Source organism: Pseudomonas sp. NPDC012596 (assembly GCF_042902325.1).
GTDB lineage: Bacteria > Pseudomonadota > Gammaproteobacteria > Pseudomonadales > Pseudomonadaceae > Aquipseudomonas.
In genome coordinates, this window is record NZ_JBIBEB010000015.1 from 71411 (window position 1) to 93865 (window position 22455).

Annotated in this window: 23 protein-coding genes and 1 riboswitch; of the genes, 13 read left to right on the forward strand and 10 right to left on the reverse strand. The window is 64.2% G+C overall.

What is annotated here, in order from left to right; translation table 11 throughout:
- Nucleotides 1–2: 2 nt before the first annotated feature.
- The 11 genes from ribD (at nucleotide 3) to ACFY68_RS18475 (ending at nucleotide 8221) form a co-directional block, all read left to right on the forward strand.
- Nucleotides 3–1133: a bifunctional diaminohydroxyphosphoribosylaminopyrimidine deaminase/5-amino-6-(5-phosphoribosylamino)uracil reductase RibD gene (ribD, locus tag ACFY68_RS18425; protein WP_387530106.1), complete on the forward strand. Its 1131-nt coding sequence runs from the start codon at nucleotides 3–5 to the stop codon at nucleotides 1131–1133.
- 42 nt (nucleotides 1134–1175) lie between these two features.
- Complete coding sequence (locus ACFY68_RS18430; RefSeq protein ID WP_027594907.1) at nucleotides 1176–1841, forward strand: riboflavin synthase; 666 nt, start codon at nucleotides 1176–1178, stop codon at nucleotides 1839–1841.
- An 18-nt stretch (nucleotides 1842–1859) separates the two neighbouring features.
- A complete protein-coding gene (ribBA, locus tag ACFY68_RS18435) occupies nucleotides 1860–2951 on the forward strand; it encodes a bifunctional 3,4-dihydroxy-2-butanone-4-phosphate synthase/GTP cyclohydrolase II (RefSeq protein WP_387530108.1) in 1092 nt (363 codons plus the stop codon).
- A gap of 91 nt (nucleotides 2952–3042) precedes the next feature.
- Nucleotides 3043–3519, forward strand: a complete 477-nt coding sequence (gene ribE, locus ACFY68_RS18440) for a 6,7-dimethyl-8-ribityllumazine synthase (RefSeq protein ID WP_176518320.1) — start codon at nucleotides 3043–3045, stop codon at nucleotides 3517–3519.
- The gene (nusB, locus tag ACFY68_RS18445) at nucleotides 3516–4016 is read left to right on the forward strand and encodes a transcription antitermination factor NusB (RefSeq protein WP_346614655.1); all 501 of its coding nucleotides are present in this window, start codon (nucleotides 3516–3518) and stop codon (nucleotides 4014–4016) included. The genes ribE and nusB overlap by 4 nt, the downstream gene beginning before the upstream one ends.
- Before the next feature lie 18 nt (nucleotides 4017–4034).
- Nucleotides 4035–4994: a thiamine-phosphate kinase gene (gene thiL, locus ACFY68_RS18450; RefSeq protein WP_387530111.1), complete on the forward strand. Its 960-nt coding sequence runs from the start codon at nucleotides 4035–4037 to the stop codon at nucleotides 4992–4994.
- Nucleotides 4991–5494 carry a phosphatidylglycerophosphatase A gene (locus ACFY68_RS18455; protein WP_313714135.1) on the forward strand — a complete coding sequence of 168 codons (504 nt, stop codon included), beginning with the start codon at nucleotides 4991–4993 and terminating at the stop codon, nucleotides 5492–5494. Before thiL ends, ACFY68_RS18455 begins: the two co-directional genes overlap by 4 nt.
- A gap of 16 nt (nucleotides 5495–5510) precedes the next feature.
- On the forward strand, nucleotides 5511–6254 hold the full coding sequence (locus tag ACFY68_RS18460; RefSeq protein WP_387530115.1) for a substrate-binding periplasmic protein: 744 nt from the start codon (nucleotides 5511–5513) through the stop codon (nucleotides 6252–6254).
- 121 nt (nucleotides 6255–6375) lie between these two features.
- On the forward strand, nucleotides 6376–6993 hold the full coding sequence (ribA, locus tag ACFY68_RS18465) for a GTP cyclohydrolase II (protein ID WP_346614652.1): 618 nt from the start codon (nucleotides 6376–6378) through the stop codon (nucleotides 6991–6993).
- Nucleotides 6990–7409, forward strand: coding sequence for an MFS transporter (locus ACFY68_RS18470; protein WP_346614651.1), 420 nt, complete (start codon nucleotides 6990–6992; stop codon nucleotides 7407–7409). The genes ribA and ACFY68_RS18470 overlap by 4 nt, the downstream gene beginning before the upstream one ends.
- On the forward strand, nucleotides 7409–8221 hold the full coding sequence (locus ACFY68_RS18475; protein ID WP_387530119.1) for a cobalamin-binding protein: 813 nt from the start codon (nucleotides 7409–7411) through the stop codon (nucleotides 8219–8221). The genes ACFY68_RS18470 and ACFY68_RS18475 overlap by 1 nt, the downstream gene beginning before the upstream one ends.
- Here the strand turns inward: ACFY68_RS18475 and ACFY68_RS18480 are convergent.
- From ACFY68_RS18480 to ribB, 5 genes are all read right to left on the reverse strand, one after another.
- Nucleotides 8199–10076 (reverse strand): TonB-dependent receptor domain-containing protein, encoded by a 1878-nt coding sequence (locus ACFY68_RS18480; RefSeq protein WP_387530122.1) that lies wholly within the window; start codon nucleotides 10074–10076, stop codon nucleotides 8199–8201. The two genes, ACFY68_RS18475 and ACFY68_RS18480, sit on opposite strands and share 23 nt — an antisense overlap.
- Before the next feature lie 108 nt (nucleotides 10077–10184).
- Nucleotides 10185–12080 carry a 1-deoxy-D-xylulose-5-phosphate synthase gene (dxs, locus tag ACFY68_RS18485; protein ID WP_387530125.1) on the reverse strand — a complete coding sequence of 632 codons (1896 nt, stop codon included), beginning with the start codon at nucleotides 12078–12080 and terminating at the stop codon, nucleotides 10185–10187.
- Between the two features lie 101 nt (nucleotides 12081–12181).
- Nucleotides 12182–13069 (reverse strand): (2E,6E)-farnesyl diphosphate synthase, encoded by an 888-nt coding sequence (gene ispA, locus ACFY68_RS18490; protein ID WP_387530128.1) that lies wholly within the window; start codon nucleotides 13067–13069, stop codon nucleotides 12182–12184.
- Complete coding sequence (locus ACFY68_RS18495) at nucleotides 13066–13308, reverse strand: exodeoxyribonuclease VII small subunit (protein WP_008092375.1); 243 nt, start codon at nucleotides 13306–13308, stop codon at nucleotides 13066–13068. The genes ispA and ACFY68_RS18495 overlap by 4 nt, the downstream gene beginning before the upstream one ends.
- 406 nt (nucleotides 13309–13714) lie before the next feature.
- The gene (gene ribB, locus ACFY68_RS18500) at nucleotides 13715–14365 is read right to left on the reverse strand and encodes a 3,4-dihydroxy-2-butanone-4-phosphate synthase (RefSeq protein ID WP_387530131.1); all 651 of its coding nucleotides are present in this window, start codon (nucleotides 14363–14365) and stop codon (nucleotides 13715–13717) included.
- Nucleotides 14366–14445: 80 nt separating this feature from the next.
- Nucleotides 14446–14587: riboswitch (FMN riboswitch) on the reverse strand.
- A gap of 246 nt (nucleotides 14588–14833) precedes the next feature.
- Here ribB and ACFY68_RS18505 point away from each other — a divergent pair.
- Nucleotides 14834–15121, forward strand: coding sequence for a hypothetical protein (locus ACFY68_RS18505; RefSeq protein ID WP_387530134.1), 288 nt, complete (start codon nucleotides 14834–14836; stop codon nucleotides 15119–15121).
- On the opposite strand, the gene ACFY68_RS18510 is transcribed toward ACFY68_RS18505, so the two are convergent.
- The 3 genes from ACFY68_RS18510 to ACFY68_RS18520 all read right to left on the reverse strand — a co-directional run bounded on the left by ACFY68_RS18510 (nucleotide 15086) and on the right by ACFY68_RS18520 (nucleotide 18097).
- Nucleotides 15086–15976, reverse strand: a complete 891-nt coding sequence (locus ACFY68_RS18510) for an alpha/beta hydrolase (protein ID WP_387530137.1) — start codon at nucleotides 15974–15976, stop codon at nucleotides 15086–15088. The genes ACFY68_RS18505 and ACFY68_RS18510 overlap by 36 nt on opposite strands.
- An 82-nt stretch (nucleotides 15977–16058) precedes the next feature.
- A complete protein-coding gene (locus tag ACFY68_RS18515; RefSeq protein WP_387530140.1) occupies nucleotides 16059–17405 on the reverse strand; it encodes a histidine kinase sensor domain-containing protein in 1347 nt (448 codons plus the stop codon).
- Nucleotides 17405–18097, reverse strand: a complete 693-nt coding sequence (locus tag ACFY68_RS18520; protein ID WP_387530142.1) for a response regulator transcription factor — start codon at nucleotides 18095–18097, stop codon at nucleotides 17405–17407. The genes ACFY68_RS18515 and ACFY68_RS18520 overlap by 1 nt, the downstream gene beginning before the upstream one ends.
- A gap of 194 nt (nucleotides 18098–18291) precedes the next feature.
- Between ACFY68_RS18520 and ACFY68_RS18525 the strand changes: the two genes are divergently transcribed.
- Nucleotides 18292–20469, forward strand: coding sequence for a TonB-dependent siderophore receptor (locus ACFY68_RS18525; RefSeq protein WP_387530145.1), 2178 nt, complete (start codon nucleotides 18292–18294; stop codon nucleotides 20467–20469).
- A gap of 449 nt (nucleotides 20470–20918) precedes the next feature.
- On the opposite strand, the gene ACFY68_RS18530 is transcribed toward ACFY68_RS18525, so the two are convergent.
- Both ACFY68_RS18530 and ppa read right to left on the reverse strand, forming a co-directional pair.
- Nucleotides 20919–21620, reverse strand: coding sequence for a helix-turn-helix transcriptional regulator (locus ACFY68_RS18530; RefSeq protein WP_387530147.1), 702 nt, complete (start codon nucleotides 21618–21620; stop codon nucleotides 20919–20921).
- Nucleotides 21621–21863: 243 nt separating this feature from the next.
- Nucleotides 21864–22391, reverse strand: a complete 528-nt coding sequence (gene ppa / locus ACFY68_RS18535; RefSeq protein ID WP_016484715.1) for an inorganic diphosphatase — start codon at nucleotides 22389–22391, stop codon at nucleotides 21864–21866.
- Nucleotides 22392–22455 lie beyond the last annotated feature (64 nt).

Consider the following 22455-nt stretch of genomic DNA (forward strand, 5'->3'; position numbering starts at 1 on the left):
GCATGCCGAGCCAGACCGCGATCCTCGACGCCCATTACATGGCCCGTGCCCTGGAGCTTGCCCGTAAGGGGGTGTACACCACCCACCCTAACCCGCGCGTGGGTTGCGTGATTGTTCGCGATGGCGAAGTGGTCGGTGAGGGCTGGCATGTGCGCGCCGGCGAGCCGCACGCCGAGGTGCATGCCCTGCGTCAGGCCGGTGAGCGTGCTCGTGGTGCCTGCGCCTACGTAACCCTTGAACCTTGCAGCCACCATGGCCGCACGCCACCGTGCGCCGAAGCGTTGGTGAAGGCGGGCGTGGCGCGTGTGGTGGCAGCGATGCAGGACCCCAACCCGCAAGTTGCCGGCCAAGGCCTGCAACGCTTGGCGGATGCCGGCATCGAAGTCGCCAGTGGCGTACTCGAAGCCGAGGCCCGCGCCCTCAACCCCGGTTTCCTGAAGCGCATGGAGCACGGCCTGCCATTCGTCCGCGCCAAGCTGGCAATGAGCCTGGACGGCCGCACCGCCATGGCCAGCGGCGAAAGCCAGTGGATCACCGGCCCGGCCGCGCGCTCCGCCGTGCAGCGCCTGCGTGCGCGCGCCAGCGTGGTGCTGACCAGTGCCGCCAGCGTGCTGGCCGACAACGCACGGATGACCGTGCGCGCTGCCGAGCTGGGGCTGGATGAAGAAACCACCGCGCTGGCCATGAGCCGTACCCCACTGCGGGTGTTGATTGACGGGCAGCTGCGCCTGCCGCTGGATGCACCGTTCTTCCAGGCCGGCCCGGCCCTGGTGGTGACCGCCATGGGCGATGACCCGCGTTACGCCGAAGCTGGCCACCAATTGCTGAGCCTGCCCGGCAGTGGCGGCCACGTCGATCTGCCGGCCCTGATGCAGGCGCTGGCAGCCCGTGGCGTCAACGAGGTCCTGCTGGAAGCCGGTGCCGGCCTGGTCGGCGCCTTCGCCCGGCAAGGCCTGGTTGACGAGTACCAGCTGTTCGTTGCCGGTACCTTCCTCGGCTCCCAGGGCCGCCCGCTGCTGGACTGGCCGCTGAGCAGGATGAGTGAAGCGCCGCGGCTGAAAATCACCGAAATGCGCGCAGTAGGCGATGACTGGCGGGTCACGGCCATCCCTCTGCCGGCACCCGGCGTATAATGGCGGGCTTGCCCCGTGCAAACCGTTTTTGAGGAACACCCCATGTTCACCGGCATCATCGAATCCATCGGCACCATTCGCAGCATGACCCCCAAGGGCGGTGACGTGCGCGTTTACGTCGAAACCGGCAAGCTCGACCTGGGTGACGTCAAGCTCGGCGACAGCATCGCCGTCAATGGCGTGTGCCTGACCGCCGTCGAACTGCCGGGTAACGGTTTCTGGGCCGACGTCAGCGTCGAGACCCTCAAGCGCACCGCGTTCATCGACCTCAAGAGCGGCAGCAAGGTCAACCTGGAAAAAGCCCTGACCCCTACCACCCGGCTGGGCGGCCACCTGGTTAGCGGCCACGTCGACGGCGTCGGCGAAATCATCTCGCGCAGCGATAACGCCCGCGCCATCCAGTTCCGCGTGCGTGCGCCCAAGGAGCTGGCCAAGTACATCGCCCACAAGGGTTCGATCACCGTCGACGGCACCAGCCTGACGGTCAATGAGGTCAATGGCGCCGAATTCGAGCTGACCATCGTCCCGCACACCCTGTCCGAAACCATCATGGCCGACTACCGCGCAGGGCGTCGGGTAAACCTTGAGGTCGACCTGCTGGCCCGTTACCTGGAGCGTCTGCTGCTGGGTGACAAGGCTGCCGAACCGAGCAAGGGCAGTGGCATTACCGAAAGCTTCCTGGCCGCCAACGGCTTCTTGAAATCCTGATTGAGAAGGGGGTGCCGCGTGGCGCTCAACAGCATCGAAGAACTGGTTGAAGACATCCGCCAGGGCAAAATGGTCATCCTCATGGATGACGAAGACCGCGAAAACGAAGGCGATATCATCATGGCAGCCGAGTGCTGCCTGCCTGAGCACATCAACTTCATGGCCAAGCACGCCCGCGGCCTGATCTGCATGCCGATGACCCGCGAGCGCTGCGAAACGCTCAAGCTGCCGTTGATGGCACCGCGCAATGGCTCGGGCTTCGGCACCAAGTTCACCGTCTCGATCGAAGCTGCCGAAGGCGTTACCACTGGCATTTCCGCTGCCGACCGTGCGCGTACCGTGCAGGCGGCGGCCGCCAAGGACGCCAAGGCCGAGGACATCGTCAGCCCGGGCCACATCTTCCCGCTGATGGCCCAACCCGGCGGTACCCTGGCCCGCGCCGGCCACACCGAAGCGGCCTGCGACTTGGCGCGCATGGCCGGCTTCGAGCCAAGCGGTGTCATCTGCGAAGTGATGAACGATGACGGCACCATGTCGCGCCGCGCCGAGCTGGAAGTGTTCGCCGCCGAGCACGGCCTGAAGATCGGCACCATCGCCGACCTGATCCACTACCGCATGATCCACGAGCGCACCGTACAGCGCGTTTCCGAGCAGCCGATCGAAAGCGAGCTGGGCGAGTTCAACCTGGTCACCTACCGCGACGCGGTGGAAGGCGATGTGCACATGGCCCTGACCCTGGGCAAGATCTGCGCCGAAGAGCCGACCCTGGTGCGCGTGCACAACATGGACCCGCTGCGCGACCTGCTGATGGTCAAGCAACCGGGCCGCTGGAGCCTGCGCGCGGCCATGTCCGCCGTGGCCGAGGCCGGCAGCGGCGTGGTGCTGCTGCTGGGCCACCCGCTGGACGGCGACGTGCTGCTGGCGCACATCCGCGAAAGCGCCGGCGACGCCCCGACCAAGGCCCCGACCACTTACAGCACCGTCGGTGCCGGCTCGCAGATCCTGCGTGACCTCGGTGTGCGCAAGATGCGCCTGATGAGTTCGCCGATGAAGTTCAATGCGATATCCGGATTCGATCTGGAAGTTGTAGAATACGTGCCCTCCGAGTGACTTGAGGCGGCGCTTGCGCCCTCACGCTCGAGTCCAAACCCTCCCGAGGCCGCCAGTGCGCGGCCTCGCTCTTGAAGATGAGAACATCGGAATGACCCTGAAGACCATCGAAGGTACCTTCATCGCCCCCAAAGGTCGCTATGCTTTGGTGGTTGGCCGCTTCAACAGCTTCGTCGTCGAAAGCCTGGTAAGCGGTGCCGTTGATGCCCTGGTACGCCATGGCGTCAGCGAAAGCGACATCACCATCATCCGTGCCCCGGGCGCGTTCGAAATCCCGCTGGTGGCACAGAAAGTCGCCCAGCAAGGCGAATACAACGCGATCATCGCCCTGGGCGCAGTGATCCGCGGCGGTACCCCGCACTTCGAATACGTGGCGGGCGAATGCACCAAGGGCCTGGCCCAGGTGTCCATGGAGTTCGGCGTGCCGGTGGCCTTCGGTGTCCTGACCGTCGATTCCATCGAGCAAGCCATCGAGCGTTCCGGCACCAAGGCCGGTAACAAAGGTGCTGAAGCTGCCCTGTCCGCACTGGAAATGGTCAGCCTGCTGGCGCAGTTGGAGGCCAAGTGATTAGCGACGAAAGCGATCGTTTCAACCCGCGCGATCCAAAACCTGCGGATGCCGGCAAGCCATCGAAAAGCGCCAAGCGCCGCGAAGCCCGCAAGCTCGCGACCCAGGCCCTGTACCAATGGCACATGGCTCAGCATTCGCTGAACGAGATCGAAGCGCAGTTCCGGGTCGATAACGATTTCACAGATGTCGACGGTGCCTATTTCCGCGAGATCCTGCATGGGGTCCCGGCGATCAAGGGCGAAATCGACAGCGCACTGAAGCCGTGCATGACCATGACCCTCGAAGAACTCGACCCGGTCGAGCTGGCCGTGCTGCGCCTGTCCACCTGGGAGCTGATCAAGCGGGTCGACGTACCATACCGCGTTGTGATCAACGAAGGCGTGGAACTGGCCAAGGTTTTCGGCGCCACCGACGGCCACAAGTTCGTCAACGGCGTGCTGGACAAGCTGGCACCTTCGCTGCGCGAAGCAGAAGTCAAGGCGAACAAGCGCTGATCCTGGCGCTGTCGAGCCATGGGTGAGTTCGAGCTGATCAACCATTACTTCGCCGCCGCGCCCTGTGCGCAGGGCGGTGAGGGCGTGGCCCTGGGTATCGGCGACGACTGCGCCTTGCTCGACCTTCCCCCCGGCGAGCAACTGGCGGTGTCCACTGACACCCTGGTGGCCGGGGTGCACTTCCCAACGGTCTGCGACCCGTGCCTGCTTGGCCAGCGTTCATTGGCCGTGGCGGCCAGCGACCTGGCGGCCATGGGTGCCCACGCCATCGGCTTCACCCTCGCCCTGACCCTGCCCGATGTTGGCCCTGACTGGCTCGCAGCCTTTGCCGACGGCCTTAGCCGCATGGCCGAGCGTTGCCGCATGAGCCTGATTGGCGGCGACACCACACGCGGCCCCCTGAGCATTACCGTCACTGTGTTCGGTCGCGTGCCGGCCGGTCAGGCCCTGCGCCGCAGCGGAGCGCGGCCGGGCGACCTGCTGTGTGTCGGTGGCGTGCTGGGCAAGGCGGCGGGTGCGTTGCCGCTGGTGCTCGGTGAGCGCGAAGCGCCGGCCGAGCAGGCCGAACCGCTGCTGGCCCATTACTGGTCGCCGCTGCCGCAGCTCGATCTCGGCCTGCGTTTGCGCGGCCTGGCCACGTCGGCGCTGGACATTTCCGATGGCCTGCTGGCCGATTGCGGGCATATCGCCAAGGCCTCCAGGGTCGCGCTCGAGGTGAACCAGGCGCAGGTGCCAGTGTCTCCTGCACTAGAGGCTTTTCTCGGTCGCGAAGCGGCGGTGCGGGCGGCGCTCACCGGTGGCGACGACTACGTGCTGGCATTCACCTTGCCGCCCGAGGCCCTTTCAGCCCTGGCCGATGCCGGCGTGCATGTGATCGGCCGGGTGTGCGAAGGGCAGGGCGTCATCCTGCGTGACCCGCAGGGCCAGGACATCACCCCCGTACAGCGGGGCTATCAACACTTTAGGGAGACACCGTGACCGACCACCCGAACCAGGTGCCTGCGGAGTTCGTTCCGCCATCGGTCTGGCGCAACCCGTGGCACTTCATCGCCTTTGGCTTCGGCTCCGGCACCCTGCCCAAGGCCCCCGGTACCTGGGGGTCGATGGTGGCCATTCCGTTTATCCCGCTGTGGCAGATGCTGCCTGATTGGGGGTACTGGCTGCTGTTGGGCGTGACCATGCTGTTCGGCTTCTGGCTGTGCGGCAAGGTGGCGAATGACTTGCGTGTACACGACCATGAAGGCATTGTCTGGGATGAGATGGTCGGCATGTGGATCACCCTGTGGCTGGTGCCCGAAGGGTGGCAGTGGATCCTCGCTGGGTTCCTGATGTTCCGCTTCTTCGACATCCTCAAGCCGTGGCCGATTCGCTGGATCGATCGTCACGTGCACGGCGGTGTCGGCATCATGCTCGACGATATCCTGGCCGGTGTCTTTGCCTGGCTGGGCATGCAGGTTCTGGTGTGGGCGGTTGGCTGAGACAGGGAGCGCTTTGATGGCCATACGGACTGTGCTGCTGGCAATGATGCTTGGCGTTGCCCCATGGGTGGCGGCGGCGGAGCAGACGCCGAAGCAGGTCCATCTGGTCAGCGAAGAATGGCTCGACTACACCAATGCCGATGGCAGCGGCGTAGCCTGGGACGTGCTGCGTAAGGTGTTCGAGCCAGCAGGGGTCAAAGTGGTGGCGCAAAGCGCGCCTTACAGCCGGGCAGTTGGGCTGGTCAAGCGCGGCGAGGCCGATGCCTGGGTCGGCTCGTACAAGGATGAGAACGAAGACAACCTTTACCCACGCTGGCACTTCGACATGGACCATATCTATGCCCTGGGCCTTGCCAGCAAGCCTGTGCCAACTCTGAACACCGTCGGCCAGTACCGCCTGGCGTGGGTACGCGGCTATGACTACAGCAGCTACCTGCCGAACGCCAAGACCTTCCGCGAAATCCAGCGCCGCGAGGGTATCTTGCCGATGCTCGAGCATGATCGGGTGGACTTCTACATCGATGCATTGACCGAGGTGGACTACGTGCTCGGCCAGAGCCCCCAGCCCGAGCGCTTCCGCCGCACCCACGTGGCCGAACTGCCGCTGTACCTGGCGTTCGCCCGCAACGACCAGGCCAGGGCCTTGCGAGACCTGTTCGACAGGCGCATGGACGAGCTGGTGCGCAGTGGCGAGCTGCGGCCGATTTTCGAGCACTGGAAGCAGCCGTATCCATTCGCTACCGACAGCCAGCCGCAGTGATGCCACCCTGCTCAGCATCGAACTTTTCGATCTTAAGCCACGGTATTCAACGAGCGCGCAGCCGCCGACCTGCTGATACAATCGCTTCACGAGAAATTTCCTACTTATCCAGGAGCACAACGTGCCCGTCGTCTTTGTTGCCGCCTCTAAACTCCCGACTCCCTTTGCGACTTTCACCATGCATGGTTTCCTCGAAGAAGCCACCGGCCGTGAGCACGTGGTGCTCAGCCTGGGTGATATTGCCGACGGCGAGCCGGTGCTGGGGCGCCTGCATTCCGAGTGCCTGACCGGCGATGCCTTGTTCAGCCAGCGTTGCGACTGCGGCTCGCAACTGGAAGCCGCTTTGCAGGCCATCGCCCGTGAAGGCCGTGGTGTGCTGCTGTACCTGCGCCAGGAAGGCCGTGGCATTGGCTTGTTGAACAAGATCCGCGCCTACGAGCTGCAGGACGGTGGTGCCGACACCGTCGAGGCCAACGAGCGTCTGGGCTTTGCCGCCGACCAGCGTGATTACGCAATCTGCCTGCCGATGCTCGAGCACCTGGGCGTGAAGTCGCTGCGCCTGATGACCAACAACCCGCGCAAGGTCAAGGCGCTGACCGACATGAACATCAAGGTCGCCGAGCGCGTGCCGCTGCACACCGGGCACAACCCGCACAACCGCTACTACCTGGCCACCAAGGCCGACAAACTTGGCCACATGCTGGGTAACGAGCACCAGGGCGAGGTGCCCCAGGCGTGACCCGGGGCGAGGTGAAGCGGCGCCTGGCGCTGGCCTGGTGGCAATACCTGGCAGTCGGCGTGGTGCCGCTGCCGGTCATGGCCTGGGCCTTTGGCGGGGGCGATGCGCTGATCCCGGTGCTGGCCATGCCGCTGTTCATCGCGGGCGCGGCGACCATGTTCCTCAGCCTGCCGCGCTTTGGTGCCTACAAACGTTCCTTGATTGCGGCCTCCAAGGTCATGGGCACTGCTGAAGAGCCCGAGGCCTGGATCGAGTTGGCGCGGGTGCGGCGTATGGCGATGCTATACGCCTGCTTCCCTGCCTGGGTGGCCGCGCTGTCAGTGCTGGTGGGGCTTGAGGCGGTACCGCAGATCCTTCTGGCGCTGTCCACCGTGGTCATCCTTTACCTCTACCGCATTCCGCGTCAGCTGGGCTGATGCGCATCCTGCTCTGCCTGCTGACGCTGCTGGCCTGCACCGCCCGGGCTGGCGAGCCCTTGCGCGTGGTCAGCCTCGCGCCCTCGATGAGCGAGATCATGCTCGAACTGCAGGCCGATGACCTGCTGGTGGGCGTGCTCGATGGCGGCGAGCGGCCAGCGGCGCTGCGCAACCTGCCTTCGGTGGGGCGCCAGGGGCAACTGGACATGGAGCGCTTGCTCAGCCTCAAGCCGGACCTGTTGTTGTTCTGGCCTGGCAGCGTGGTGCCGGCCCAGCGTGATCAGCTCAAGCGCCTGGGCATTGCCATGTACAGCGCCGAACCCCACAACCTTGACCAGCTACTCGAACAGATCGAGGCCATTGGCGTGCGTGTCGGGCGGGCAGAGCAGGGGCGGCGCTACGTGACGGGCTTGCGTGAGCGCTTGGTGCAGTTGCGCCAGCAGTATCGGCGCGAGCAGCCGCTGCGGGTGTTCTATCAGGTCTGGGACCGACCGTTGTACACCTTGGGTGGGCGCCAGGTGGTCAGCGACGCCTTGGCGGTGTGCGGGGCCCGCAACATCTTCGCCGACTTGAGCCAGCCGGCCCCGCAGGTGAATGTCGAGTCGGTGCTGCTGCGTGATCCGCAGGTGATCCTTGCTGGCGATGCGGCGCAGCTTGCCAGCTGGAAGACATGGCCACGCCTCAGTGCAGTGGCCAGTAACAGCTTGTTGGTGGTGCCAGACAAGGGCCTGGAGCGGCCTAGCGGGCAAATGATCGAAGCCACCGCCCGCCTGTGCGCATTGCTTGCGGCTAAAGCGCCGGTGTCCAGGTGACGCTGAACAGCGCTGTGCGGCCTTCTTCGCGGTAGCCGTAGCTGGCGCCTTCGTAGCTGTACAGTGCGCGGCTGTAGCCCTTGTCCAGCAGGTTATCCAGCTTCAACTCCAGCTTCAGCTCATCCGTCGCAGCCCAGCTGCCACGCAGGCCCAGCAGCCCGTAGCCAGCCAGGCGATTGCGGTTGGCCTCGTCGTCGTAGCTGGCGCTGACGGCTTGCCAGCTGCCCCCCACCGTAAAGCGCTCGAACTGACGGTCCAGATCCAGGCTCAAGGTGCGCCGGGCGCGGCGGGCGAGGGTGTGGCCGCTGTCCCGATCACGCGGGTCGATCAACGCCAGGCCGAGCTGGCTGCGCCATTCACCCCACTGCTGGTCCAGGGCCATTTCAAAGCCGTTGATGCGTGCCGAGGCAACGTTACGCGGGATCGAGTCCTGCCCGAAGATGATCGCATCGCGCAAATCGGTGCGGTACAGCGAGGCTTCCAGGCGGCTATCGCGGCTCAACTGGCTGCGCCATTGCAGCTCGTAACTCTTCGAGTGCTCTGGGTCCAGGTTCGGGTTGCTGAACTGCGGGTAGTACAGGTCGTTGAAGGTCGGGGCGCGGAAGCCTTCGCTGTAGGACAGCAGCACATCGTTGTGCGCGTTCAACGGTACGGTGACGCTGCCGCTCCAGGTGGTCTGGCCGCCGAACTGTTGGTTCTGGTCGCGGCGCACGCCGAGCTCGGTGGACAAGTGCTCGCCACTGAAGCGGTGCTGGATGAAGACGGCGCGGTTCCAGCGGCTGTCCTCGGTAAAGTCGGTGCTGCCGTGCACGCGGTCTTCGTACCAGTCGCCACCCACCAGCAGGTTGTGCTGCTCGGTCAGGGCCAGGTCATTCTGCCAGGTGACCTGGTCGCGATAGGTGTTGAACACCGAGCGTTCGTCGCTCAGCTTGTCGCGCTTGTCGTCCCGGTTTTCGCTGTGGCCCAGCTCCAGGCGGGAATGCCACGCGTCGGTAAGCTGGGCGTCGAGGTAAGTGCCGATGCTACTGACGCTGAAGTCGGTGTAAGGCTTTTGCCCGAAGCTTTCGAACGTCACCGGGTCAAAACCGCCGAACGGGTTGTCGTACTCACTGCGGCCACGGCTGTCGAGCAGGTTCAGGCCCGCTTCGAAGCGTTCACCAAAGGTGTGGCTCAAACTCAGGTTCAGCGATTTGTTGCGGTAGGCATCGTGGTCGCCGTCGCTGGCGAAGGACGGGCCGGTGGAGTCGATGCCGGCCGTTTCGTCCAGGCTGGCGCCCAGGTTGAAGCGCGTGGCGCCGTCACCGCCGGACAGGCCCAGGCTGCGTTGCCAGGTGTGGTTGCTGCCTGCGGCCAGGCGCAGGCGAGGCTGCAGGCCGGGGCCAGTGCTGCGGCGGGTGAAGATCTGGATCACGCCGCCGATGGCGTCGCTGCCGTAGACCGCCGAGCGCGAGCCGCGCAGTACTTCGACGCGTTCGATCTGGTCGACATCGAGAAATTGCAGGCCGCTGTCGCCGGAGGTGGCATTGGCGATGCGTACGCCATCCACCAGCACCAGGCTCTGGGCGGCCTTGGTGCCACGGATGAAGATACCCGGCAGGCTGCCGCGGCCCCCGGTGGGCGCAACTTGTACGCCGGGTACTCGGGTGAGCAGGTCGGTGACACTGGTGGGTTGCAGGCGGTCGATGTCGCTGCGGGTGAAGACGGTGTTGGCTGCGCTGGTGGCGGTGCGGGATTCGACCTGGCGGTTGGCGCTGATCAGCACGTCAGGGAGTTTCAGGGCGTCATCGCGGGCAGGTTCGGCTGCAAGGGCAGCGGCGGGGACACAGAGCAAGGCGGCAAAGGTCGGGATCTTCATCGGTTTATCCAAAGCATTCGCGGGGCAAGCCCGCTCCCACAGGGGTTCAGCGCATAACCTGTGAGAGCGGGCTTGCCCCGCGAAAGGGCCGCAATGCGGCCCCGGGGATTACAAGCCGAGCGTAGCCATGCGGGCCTTCACCGAGGCTTCGATCCCAGCAGCGTCCAGCCCACACTCAGCCAACATCTGCGCAGGCTTGGCGTGCTCGACATAGATGTCCGGCAGCCCCAGGTGCAGCAGCGGCTTGATCACGGCCTGGCTGGCCAGGAATTCACCGACGGCAGCGCCCGCACCGCCCATGATGGCGTTCTCTTCGAGGGTGACCAGCAGCTCATGGCTGGCAGCCAGTTCGAGTACCAGCGCCTCGTCCAGCGGCTTGACGAAGCGCATGTCGACCACGGTAGCGTTGATCTGCTCGGCCACCTGCAGCGCTTCGGCCAGTTGCACACCGAACACCAGCAGGGCGACTTTTTCACCCTGGCGGCGGATAACGCCCTTGCCGATCTCCAGGGGTTCCAGGTCGCCGCTTATCGGTGCGTTCGGGCCCGTGCCCCGTGGGTAGCGCACCGCCGCCGGGCCGTTGTACAGGTGCCCGGTACTGAGCATCTTGCGCAGTTCGTTCTCGTCGCTCGGCGTCATCACCAGCATGCCCGGGATGCAGCGCAGGTACGACAGGTCGTAACTGCCGGCGTGGGTCGGGCCGTCTTCGCCGACCAGGCCTGCGCGGTCGATGGCGAACAGCACGTCGAGGTTCTGCACCGCCACGTCGTGGATCAGCTGGTCGTAGGCGCGCTGCAGGAAGGTCGAATAGATCGCCACCACCGGCTTGCTGCCTTCGCACGCCATCCCTGCAGCCAGGGTAACGGCGTGCTGCTCGGCGATGGCGACGTCGAAGTAGCGCTCCGGGAAGCGCTCGCTGAATTCGACCAGGTCGGAGCCTTCCTTCATCGCCGGGGTGATGCCCACCAGGCGGTTGTCGGCCGCGGCCATGTCGCACAGCCACTGGCCAAACACTGCGGAGTACTTCGGCCCGCTGGCCTTCTTCGGCGCTGCCGGCTTGTCGGCAGGCTCGAGTTTGGTGATGGCGTGGTAGCCGATCGGGTCGATCTCGGCCGGCGCGAACCCTTTGCCCTTTTTGGTCACCACATGCAGGAACTGCGGGCCCTTGAGGTCACGCATGTTGCGCAGGGTGGCGATCATGGTGGGCAGGTCGTGGCCGTCGATCGGGCCGATGTAGTTCCAGCCCAGCTCTTCGAACAGGGTGCCGGGGACCAGCATGCCCTTGGCGTACTCTTCGGTGCGGCGGGCGATTTCCCAGGCGCCGGGCAGGCGCGACAGCACCTTCTTGCTGCCCTCGCGCATGCTCGCGTAGGTGCGGCTGGAGAGGATCTTGGCCAGGTAGTTGGACAACCCACCGACGTTGCGCGAAATCGACATGTCGTTGTCGTTGAGGATAACGAGCATGTCGGCGTTGACTTCCTGGGCGTGGTTCAACGCCTCGAAGGCCATGCCGGCGGTCAGGGCGCCGTCGCCGATGACCGCAATCGACTTGCGTGCACTGTTTTGCAGGCGGGCGGCAATGGCCATGCCCAGCGCTGCGCTGATCGAGGTGCTGGAGTGGCCGACGCCGAAGGTGTCGTACTCGCTCTCGCTGCGGCGTGGGAAGGCGGCGATGCCGTCCTTCTGGCGCAGGCTGAGCATGCGGTTACGCCGGCCGGTGAGGATCTTGTGCGGATAGGCCTGGTGGCCGACATCCCACACCAGCCGGTCGTCCGGGGTGTCGAAGACGTAGTGCAGGGCGATCGTCAGCTCGATGACGCCCAGGCCGGCGCCAAAGTGCCCACCGGTCTGACCCACGGTGTAGAGCAGCTCCTGGCGCAACTCGTCGGCCAGGGGCTCCAGGTCGGCTTCGGCCAGCCGGCGCAGGCCGGCAGGCGTGTCAGCGCGGTCGAGCAACGGCGTGACCGGGCGTTCGCGGGGGATCTCTTGAAACGTCGTGGGCATCAGGCGAGTCGTTATAGATGTTAAGACGCGGCAGTTTACCCCATTGTGGGAAATACTGCCCATTCAGACGGGTGTGGGATTGGGCCGCAAGGCGGCCGCAATCAATGGCGGCGTTCGACGATGTAGCGCGCCAGCGCCCGCAGGGGTTCTGCGTTTTCGCCCAAGCCTTGCAGTGCGTCCAGCGCCTGGTCGCGCAGTTCGATTGCATAGGCTTTGGCAGCCTCCAGGCCGAGCAGGGCCGGGTAGGTCGGTTTGTCACGGGCTATGTCTGCGCCCTGTCGCTTGCCAAGGGTGGCGGTATCGCTTTCCACGTCGAGGATGTCGTCCTGAACCTGGAATGCGAGGCCGATGGCCTGTGCATAAGTCTGCAGGGCATCCAGCTGAGCCTGCTCGGCGCGGCCACTGGCCAGGGCGCCCAGGCGCACGCTGGCTTCGATCAGCGCGCCGGTCTTGTGCCGGTGCATGAATTCGAGTGCCTGCTGGTCCAGCTTGAGGCCTACCGAACCGAGGTCGATGGCCTGCCCGCCGACCATACCGGCCGGGCCGGCCGCTTTGGCCAGCGCCTGGACCATGGCCAGGCGAATGCTGTCGGGTTGCGGGCTCAGGCGTGGGTCGAGCAGGGCGCTGAACGCCAGGCTCTGCAGGCCGTCGCCAGCAAGGATGGCGCACGCTTCATCGAACGCCTTGTGGGTGGTCGGCTGGCCGCGGCGCAGGTCATCGTCGTCCATGGCCGGCAGGTCGTCGTGCACCAGCGAATAGGCGTGGATCAGTTCCACTGCGCAGGCGGCGCCATTGGCCTGTTCGGCCGGCACACCCAGCGCCTCGCAGGCGGCATAGGCCAGCAGCGGGCGCACGCGCTTGCCGCCGTTCATCACGCTGTAGCGCATGGCGGCGTATAGGCGCTCGAGTTCTTTGGTCGGTGCGATGAACAGCGGTTCGAGGGCGGCGTCAACGCGGCCCTGGCTGCTGGCCTGGTAGGCGCTGATCATGCCTCTGGCTCCGCATCGAAGGGCTGCGCGGCGAGCTCGCCGTCACGCTCCAGCAGAATTTGTACTTTCTGTTCGGCCTGGGCCAACGCACCTTGGCAGTCGCGGGTCAGGGCAATGCCTTGCTCGAAGGCGGCAAGCGAGTCTTCCAGCGACAACTCGCCGTTCTCCAGGCGCTCGACCAGTGCTTGCAGGTCTGCGAGGGATTGCTCGAAATCGATGGAGGCTTTTTTGCGGGCCATGGCGACAGGTCTCGGTAGCGGTTCAGAACGGCGCGACACTAGCAGAGCGGGGCGGGGGGAGCAAACTTGAATGGGAAGGGCTTGGGGCTCGACGTGGATAATGTTGCGTACGTGAGATCGAGCGCCGCCCGCGCGGCGCATCGCGGCTAAAGCCGCTCCTACATTTGTTGCAACGTGCCATTCCAGTCGGGCCATGGTTGCTCGCCTAAGCGCATGGCTAATGGCAGGCGGGGCGGCGCAAGCCCCAGCCGAAATATCTCGTCGTGCTAACAAGGCTGCCAACGATGGCCTATCAGGCCATGGCACGTTGCAACAAATGTAGGAGCGGCTTTAGCCGCGATGCGCCGCGCGGGCGGCGCTCGATCTGCGCGCCACCATCACTGGCAAGGCAGGCGCCTGACAGCCTTCAAACCGCAACCGCTGCCTGTTCCACCATCGCCTCGCGGCAGCGCGCCAGCTCTTCGATGGTCAGCACCGGCAGGTTGTATTGCCGCGCATACACCGCCACCTGCTCGCCACGGGCCATGCTGCCATCGGGGTTCATCAGTTCGCACAACACGGCCGCCGGGCGCAACCCGGCGAGGCGGGCCAGGTCCACCGAACCTTCGGTGTGGCCACGGCGGGCAAGCACGCCACCATCACGCGCGCGCAGCGGGAACACGTGGCCGGGGCTGACGATATGGCGTTGTTCCGCGGTCGAGCGCAGTGCCGCTTCGATGGTGGTGATGCGGTCCTGGGCAGAAACGCCCGTGCTGACGCCTTCGGCGGCTTCGATGGTGACGGTGAAGCCGGTGCCATGGCGAGCCTGGTTGTTCTGCACCATTGGTGCCAGCTGCAGGGCATCGACGGTGGCTTCGTCCAGGCACAGGCAGACGATGCCGCTGCAGTCGCGAATCATCATGGCCATGGTCTGCAACGACAGGTTTTCGGCAGCGGCAACGATATCCGCTTCGTCCTCGCGGTCGTCATCGTCGAGCAGCAGCACGGGGCGGCCGGCCTGGAAGGCGGCAATGGCGGCGGAAACATTGGGGAATTGCTGGTGATGCTTGGGGGACATGAAACGCTCCTCGTGATTGATCGATGAACGTCTCGGGGCGAACAAAATGCGCGCGCAAGGGCGCCCGAATGGCCCTTGGCTGACGCCTTCTTTCATCCGGACTATGACCGTCGGCTCTGGAGTCGCACCAGATCTGCTGACCCCCGGCATGGCCGGGGCGCTCGCGGGCTCATCTTTCGATTTACCGCCGGTGGGGACTTTCACCCCGCCCTGAAGACCTGCCAAGCATACAGCACCGCGCCACACTGCTGGCAACCCACGGGGCTAAGACTTTAGCCGTTTTTCATTGCAGGCAAGTTCTATTCGGAATCACCAGCATGGACACTCTCCAGACCGCCGCAACTGACATTTTTACCAGTTGCCCAGGTTATGGGGCTGGCGCTTAATGACCCAAATCGAGCGCTTTACGGGTGATTTCTATCTCCATGAGTACGCTTCTGGCGAAGCGGCACTGTTCCGAGGCGTCATATGAGCAAAGATCTTGCGTCATTGGCCAAGCGGGTCAAGAAGTTGGAGGGTGTGGATATCTCGAAGGCTTCGCTGGATGACAAGTTGACTAACTATATCGACGGCCCAGAAGGCGTTGCAGATCTAATCTATGATCTGGCGCCGCACACTGATCAGGACTGGTCGGAACTTGAAACAATCCAGGACCTCCTCGGCATCATCCCGGAGGCGAATCTTGGTTTCGGTGTCCTGTTGGAAAACGGCCGGCGCGGTTTAGCGAGATATATCCTCAATTACTTTTTTCAGTGAGGCCGGCAACATCGGCCCATGCCCCAATCCCTCGAACCGTTCGAATCGTACCTGCAGCCCCGCCACCTTGGCCAGGTCCGCCGCCAGCTCACGCGCCGGCCGCTCCGCGTCACCCTTTACCTGCGCCCGCGGGTTCGACGGCTCATCACCTCCGCGCATCAGCACCAGCGTGGGGCGGTGATCACCCAGGCGCCCCTGCAGCCCCTGCGCCTCACCAACGATCGCCCCGTCATGCCACCACAGCGACGGGCTTGCCGCGGCGTAGTCACTGAATGCCCCAGGCCGGGTGAACAGCGCATGCAACACCGCCAGCCCACCATACGAATGCCCCCACAGCGTCTGCCGTTGCAGGTCGATTGGCGCCACGCTGGCCACCATCGGCCGCATGCGCTGTGTCAGCAGGTCGAAGAACGCATCCACGCCGCCGCTCGGCAGGCCGGTCAGCGGGTCGCGCTGCTCTGCCTGCCCGGCAATCGCCGGGGTGTAGTCATACGTACGCCCTGCGCGCTCGATGCGCTGATCGGTCTGGTAACCCACCGCTACCAGCAGTGGCGCCTGGCCGGCTGCCAGTTTGCCTAGTAGTGCACTGTCCAGGGCGCCCAATGCGGCATTGCCGTCTAGCATCCACAATACCGGGTAGCCTGCGGCAGGCGCGGGGCGGTCCGGTTTGCCGATCCACAGGCGGTAATGGCGCTGGCCATCGGCCGAGTCCAGGTCAAGGTGGCTGAAGCGGTAGGCCAGGTCCTGGCGCTGTAGCAGTGAAGTGTCCATCTTCTGCTCGCGCTCGGGCTGTGCCAGGGCAACCGGAGCCGCAAGGGCCAGCGCCACAGCCAGGGGCAGGAAAATCTTGCTCATCAGGCGTCTCATCAGGGCTTTGCAGGGAGCGCAAGGCGGGAGAACCAAGATGATAATCAGTCCTGATTGAGCGTAAAGCGCATTAACTTTCTAAACATTCCCGGGCCATAGGCAGCACCAGATGCAGGCAAAGGCCGGGGTGGCCATTGCTGGCCCACAGCCGACCGCCTTGCAGTTCGATCGCGCGGCGGGCGATGGCCAGCCCGAGGCCGAAGCCTGCGCCGCTGTCGGGCAGGCGTTGGTAAGGTTTGAAGATGCGTTCCAGGTCCGCTTGAGGTACACCGGGGCCTTGGTCGCTCAGGCGCAGGTGCCAGCTGTCGTCTTCACGCCAGCCATCCAGGCTGACCCGGCCGTCGGCGGGCGAGTGACGAATGGCATTGCGCAGCAAGTTTTCCAACGCCTGGGCCAGGCTGTCCAGGTGCACCTGGACCCGGCAATCGGGGCCGAGCGAGCAGGGCAGGCGCTCGGCGGCCCAGCCGCTTTCGAAGCAGGCGTCCTGGGTTAACGCTTCCCACACTGACACCATCAGCACCGGCTCGGTGGGTAGCTGCGGCTGTTCGGTGTCCAGCCAGGCAAGGTCCAGGGTGTCCTCGAGCAGCTTCTGCATGTCGTTTACCTCGTGCTCCAGGCGCTCGCGCAACTGGGCCGGTGGCAGGTGGCTGTCGTGGGCGATGCGCAGCCGCGCCAAGGGTGTACGCAGCTCGTGGGACAGTGTGCGCAGCAGCAGGCGTTGTTGATCAAGGCTTTGGCGCAGGCGGCCGGCCATGTGTTCGAAGGCTTGCGCCAGTTCACCCAGTTCATCACGGCGTTTCTGCAGAGGCAGGCCAGGGGTGTCCAGATCATCCGCGCGCAAGGCGTCGGCGCGGTCGCGCAACCGGTTGAGCGGCACCACAAGGTGTCGATAAATCGCCAGGCCCAGCAGCAATGCCAGCACCGTAGGTGCTACGCCATGGGTGATGACGTGGGTCCAGGGTGTCAGGCCTGTGGGCAACAGCCGTTCTGGCAGCTGCATGACCAGGCGGCCGTCCTCGGGGTGCTGCGGGAACTCGATGCTGACGTAGGGCAGTTCATCCTGAAGCCGCCGGCTCATCGGCCAGTCGAGTTTGCGCATGAAGGTCAGGTGGCTGGCCTCCTCGGCGCTTAGCGGCGTAGTGCCAAGGCTTTGCAGGTGCGGGCCGACAAGCCCCACCCAGGTGTCTTCGGCGTGCGCCAGCTTACTGCGCAACGCTTCTGCGCCGGCCGCCCCACCTTGGCGCCAGGCCTGTTCGGCCTGCTGCGCATAACGCGCCAGGTAATCCTGGTCGGCCTGGGACAAAAAATAGGTACTGCGCTCCACCGACAGGCCCCAGGTCCAGATCAACCAGGTCAGCAGCAGGCAGAAGCTGACTTGCAGCGCCGCCAGTTTCCACAGCAGAGGGTGTCGGCGCATCACGCTTTATCCGTGTCGACCAGGATGTATCCCTGGCCGCGCACGGCCTGGATCTGTACATGCTGGGCGCCGATATCGGCCAGCTTGCGACGCAGGTTGCACACATGCACATCCAGGCCGCGGTCCAGGCGTGTGTAAGCACGATGCAAGACGGTCTGGTAAAGAAATGCCTTGCTCAAGGCCTCGCCCGGGTGGGCGCTGAGGGTGGCCAGCAAGCGGAATTCGGAGCTGGTAAGGCCGGCAGTTTTGCCGTGGTGAACGACATCGTGGTGGTCCTGGTCTAGGGTCACCCGGCCCGCTTCAGTTTGCAGCAGGGGCCCGCGGCCAAAGGCGACGCGCCTTAGCAGTGCATCCACCCGTGCATCCAGTTCGGCCAGGCTGAACGGTTTGGGCAGGTAATCGTCCGCGCCGCGGGTAAAGCCACTGATCCGATCCTGCTCGGCTCCCAGCGCCGACATCAGCATCACCGGGACTGCCTGGTGGCGGCGCAGCTCATCAAGCAGGCTGAGGCCGTCAAGGCCTGGAAGCATGATGTCCAGCAACACCAGGTCGAAGCGGCTGTGCTGCACCGCGCTCAACGCCTGAGTGCCGGTGGCGCGCGCGGTTACCTGAAAACTGCGGTTGAGGAAGTGGCGCTGGAGGTCCTCACGCAAGCGTGGGTCATCTTCGACGAGCAGGAGAGAGGTTGGCATGGGGCAGTCTTGAATGAGAATTTGTATCAGTTATCGATCATCCCACTGCGGGCAGGGGGAGGGCAATCGCCCTGTGCGAGGCGCATGTGTTAAGAAGGTTAATCCTGCTGCACCTCAGGATTTGCTCCGGTATCGTTCGCAAAAAGCAACGTATTTCGTTTGCGATTAAATATCATTTGGGCGATAGGTGCGTCATGAGCGGTTTCAAAGGTGTGGGGAGCCCGCAACGGGTTCGGGGATGGCTGGTACTGGGGTTGCTGGCGCCGTTTTCGTTGTCGGCACTGGCTGAAACGGTAGCGACGCAGTCTGTGGCTGCGGACACCTCGCTCGATCTGCCGGCATTGACCATCGAAGGCAACCGCCTGTACGACATGCTGCCCTCGGAGCAAACCGGTGGCTACAGCGTCGACGCTGCAACCGTAGGCACCAAGACCCCAGCGTCGCTCAAAGAGATCCCGCAGTCCGTCACCGTCTACACCCAGGACTACATCAAAGACCGCCAATTCGTGCACCTGGATGACCTGGCCAAATACACGGCGGGCCTGCGCACGCTGACCAACGACAGCGGCCGTTCGTCGATCTACGCCCGTGGCTACGAGTACAGCGAGTTCAACATCGACGGCCTGCCAGCCCCTATGCAGAGCATCTTCGGCACCGTGCCGTCGCTGGCGGCCTTCGACCGTGTCGAGATCATGCGTGGCCCGGCTGGCTTGTTCAGCAGCACCAGTGAACTGGGCGGCATCGTCAACATGGTGCGCAAGCGTCCGACCGCCGAGTTCCAGGGCCACGTCGAAGCGAGCTACGGCACTTGGGACACCAACCACGAAGAAATCGACCTGGGCGGGCCGCTGGATGACGCTGGCCGTGTGCGTGGCCGTTTCGTTGCATCGCGTGACGACAGCAACGGTGAAGTCGATTACAACGCCAACACCAGTAACAGCTACTACGGCGCGCTGGATATCGACCTGGACGACGACACCCAGTTGTCGTTCGGCCTGATCCACGAAGTGAAGAACATCACCCCGCACAACGGCTATCCAGCCACGCTGTCCGGTGAAGTCCCGGACTTCAGCCACTCCAGGTTTCTTGGCGCTGACTGGAACTACTTCGACGGCAAGACCACCGACCTGGTTGCCGAGTTGACGCACCGCTTCGATAACGGCGGTTATGGCCGTATCGCCGCCCGCGGTTCGCACCGCGACACCAACTACCTGTATGCCTTTACCGCGACCAATGGCACCACCGGTGCCAACTCCGAGCGCGCCAGCGCCAGGGACTTTACCCAGGACACCTACTCGCTGGACGCCAGCTACAGCCAGCCGTTCGAAACCTTCGGCCAGCTCAGCGAGTTCGTGGTTGGCACCGACTACAAGAACTACGACACCGAGTACCTCAACGGCACCACCAACCTTGGGGCCATCAACGTCAACAGCTATTCGCCGACGCAGTTCGCCAAACCATCGCCGAACTACAGCACCGAAACCGGCATGCAAGAGGAAGAATACGGCCTGTATTCAAAGGTCACCTTCCGCCCGATCGAGCGCCTTGCGCTGATCGCCGGTGGCCGCTTCAGCTGGTATCGCGGTGACTTCTACACCACCACCCTGAGCAGCGGCTCGACTGTCGATGACAACAAACGTGTCGATGGCCGCTTCACGCCGTACGGTGGTGTGGTCTACGACCTGACCGAAAACCATGCGCTGTACGCCAGTTATTCGCAGGTGTTCAAGCCCCAGTCTGATACCGATGGCAATGGCCGAGTGCTCAAACCGCGGCAGGGCGAGCAGTACGAATTCGGCCTCAAAAGCAGCTACTTCGGTGGCGACCTGAATACCCGTTTCTCGGTATTTCGCCTGACTGACGAAAACCGCGCCAGCACCGAATACGATGCCGATGGCGTCGATACCGGCTTCTCCGTCGCCTCGGGCAAGACTCGCGTAAAGGGCGCCGAAGTGGAAGTCAGCGGCAAGCTTACGCAGAACTGGGAGGTGCTGGCGGGCTACACCTGGATGGAAACCGAAACCGTGGATGGTGATGCCGAAACCACGTTCTTCATCATGCCGCGCAACCAGGCGTCGCTGTGGAGCAAGTACACCATCAGCCAAGGGCCGCTGACCGGGCTGGCAATCGGCGGTGGCGTCTCGGCGATGAGCCACTTCTATTCCGAGAATGGCGGCGTGCGCATTGATGCACCTGGCTATGCGACGGTGGATGCGATGCTGTCTTACCCGGTTACCTCGAAGCTGACGGCAACCCTCAACGTTAATAACCTGTTCGACCGGGATTACCTGTCGCGGGTGGGGTCGACTTCGACGTTCAACTTCTATGGTCCTTCGCGCAGCATGATGGTGGGGGCGCGGTATGATTTCTGACGAATATGCCTGGCCTCATCGCCGGCAAGCCGGCTCCCACAGGGTTCAGCAGCGCTGCGCACATTGTAGGAGCTGGCTTGCCGGCGATGAGGCCGGCTGGGCTCTGTGTTACCTCAGCGCCATGGCCAAGGCACTGATGGATGATGCGGAGCTGGGCATGGGGCACTGAGAATAGCGGTCGACATGCTGCTGACCCGTTGCGTCCTGCCGAAAAGCGGGCATTAAAAAGCCGGCTTGTGGCCGGCTTCTCGGGGACGCTTCCGACTAATTTATGGTAAGTCGCAACCGCCTTAACTGTGTGGTCGCAAGGACCTGATAGAGATGGCCAACGCCCGTATGGGGTGTCGCCGAGCCCTCTGCAACGCGGCTTGCGCCGGTAGGGGCTGAATGTGCCGCGTAGCATACAAGGGCCGGTGCAGGATGCCCAGCAAAAAATGGCACAGGGTGTTTCAGTCTGGGCGTTGCTGGCGGAAATGCGACCAGTGGAATACCCAACCGAGGACCTGCAGTTGCTGGGCCTGGCGCTGGGCGGGGGTATAGCGCTCCACGGTGTAGTTATGGCGGTCGTGGCTGTGCAGGCACAACGTGCCGTTGTGCCCGAGGCTGAGGCTGTTCACCCTGATCGCGCCATTGTGCAGCAGGGCATAGGTTTCACCGTCGATCACTTGCGTCAGGCTGACGTCAATGGCCAGGATGGCGTCGCGGGGGACCCATGGCGCCATGTTGCCGGCTGGCATGGCCAGGCACGCGGCGTTGGCGGGCGCGACGCCCAGTGCCTTCAGTGCCTGGGCCGGCAGCCGCAGGCAATGGTTGTGGAGGGTAGCGAGTTGGCCATCCTGCACTTCGTAGAAGGGGACATGCAGCAGTTGGGTCGTCGGGGTCAACAGCGCGGTTGGCAAGGCATCCTGGGTTGGTTGAACCGCGCAACTGCGCAGGATCGAACTGGGGTGCTTGGGGCCTTCGCCGCTGCGCAACCAGCGACGGTGCACGCAGAACAGGTCGGCCAGCTCGTCGAGGCGAGCCAGGGGGATGCCGCGCTTGAACCAGTTGTTGACGTGCTGGGGTGTGACACGGCGCTGGGCGGCGAAATCGGAAGGGGTCAGGCCACACTCGTGGAGAAGGGCTTTGAGGCGGTCACCGGATGTGTTCATGCGGCCGAGTGTAGCGGCGGTGTGCGAGCAGCGATATGAACCGGGTGTTGACGCAACGTGTACGAAAAGTACCTTGTTGTAGGGCGCTGGATTAGGAATGCGTAGGATTTTTTACTGCCTGCCGAGCGCCCACAAAAAAGCCCCAGCTCGGCGGTAATCCTTTTCACTCAAGAATGCCGGGGCCGCAGAGCGGCCCCGGCATTCTTGAGTGAGCAGCCGAGGCGGGGCTTTCTGCAACCGGTATCAGCCCTTGTAGGCAGCGACCGATTTGGTGATCGCGGCGCGGGCGGCGTCGGCGCCGTCCCAGCCTTCGATCTTGACCCACTTGCCCTTCTCGAGATCTTTGTAGTTCGCGAAGAAGTGCTCGATCTGCTGAATCAGCAAGGCGGGCAGGTCGGTGTATTCCTTCACGTCAACGTACAGCTGCGACAGCTTGTCGTGCGGAACAGCGATGACCTTGGCGTCGCCGCCGCCGTCGTCAGTCATGTTCAGGACGCCGACGGGACGGGCGCGGATAACCGAACCTGGGGCAACCGGGTATGGGGTAACGACCAGCACGTCCAGCGGATCACCGTCGTCGGCCAGGGTGTTGGGGATGAAGCCGTAGTTGGCTGGGTAGAACATCGGGGTAGCCATGAAGCGATCAACGAACAGGGTGTCGCTGTCCTTGTCGATTTCGTACTTGATCGGCGCGTGGTTGGCCGGGATCTCGATGGCGACGTAGATGTCGTTCGGCAGGTCTTTGCCAGCCGGAATCTTGCTGTAGCTCATTGGGCAGTGCCCCCGTGTTTGGTCAAAAAGTGGCGGCGATTATAGGCACATTCCGCCCGTGCAT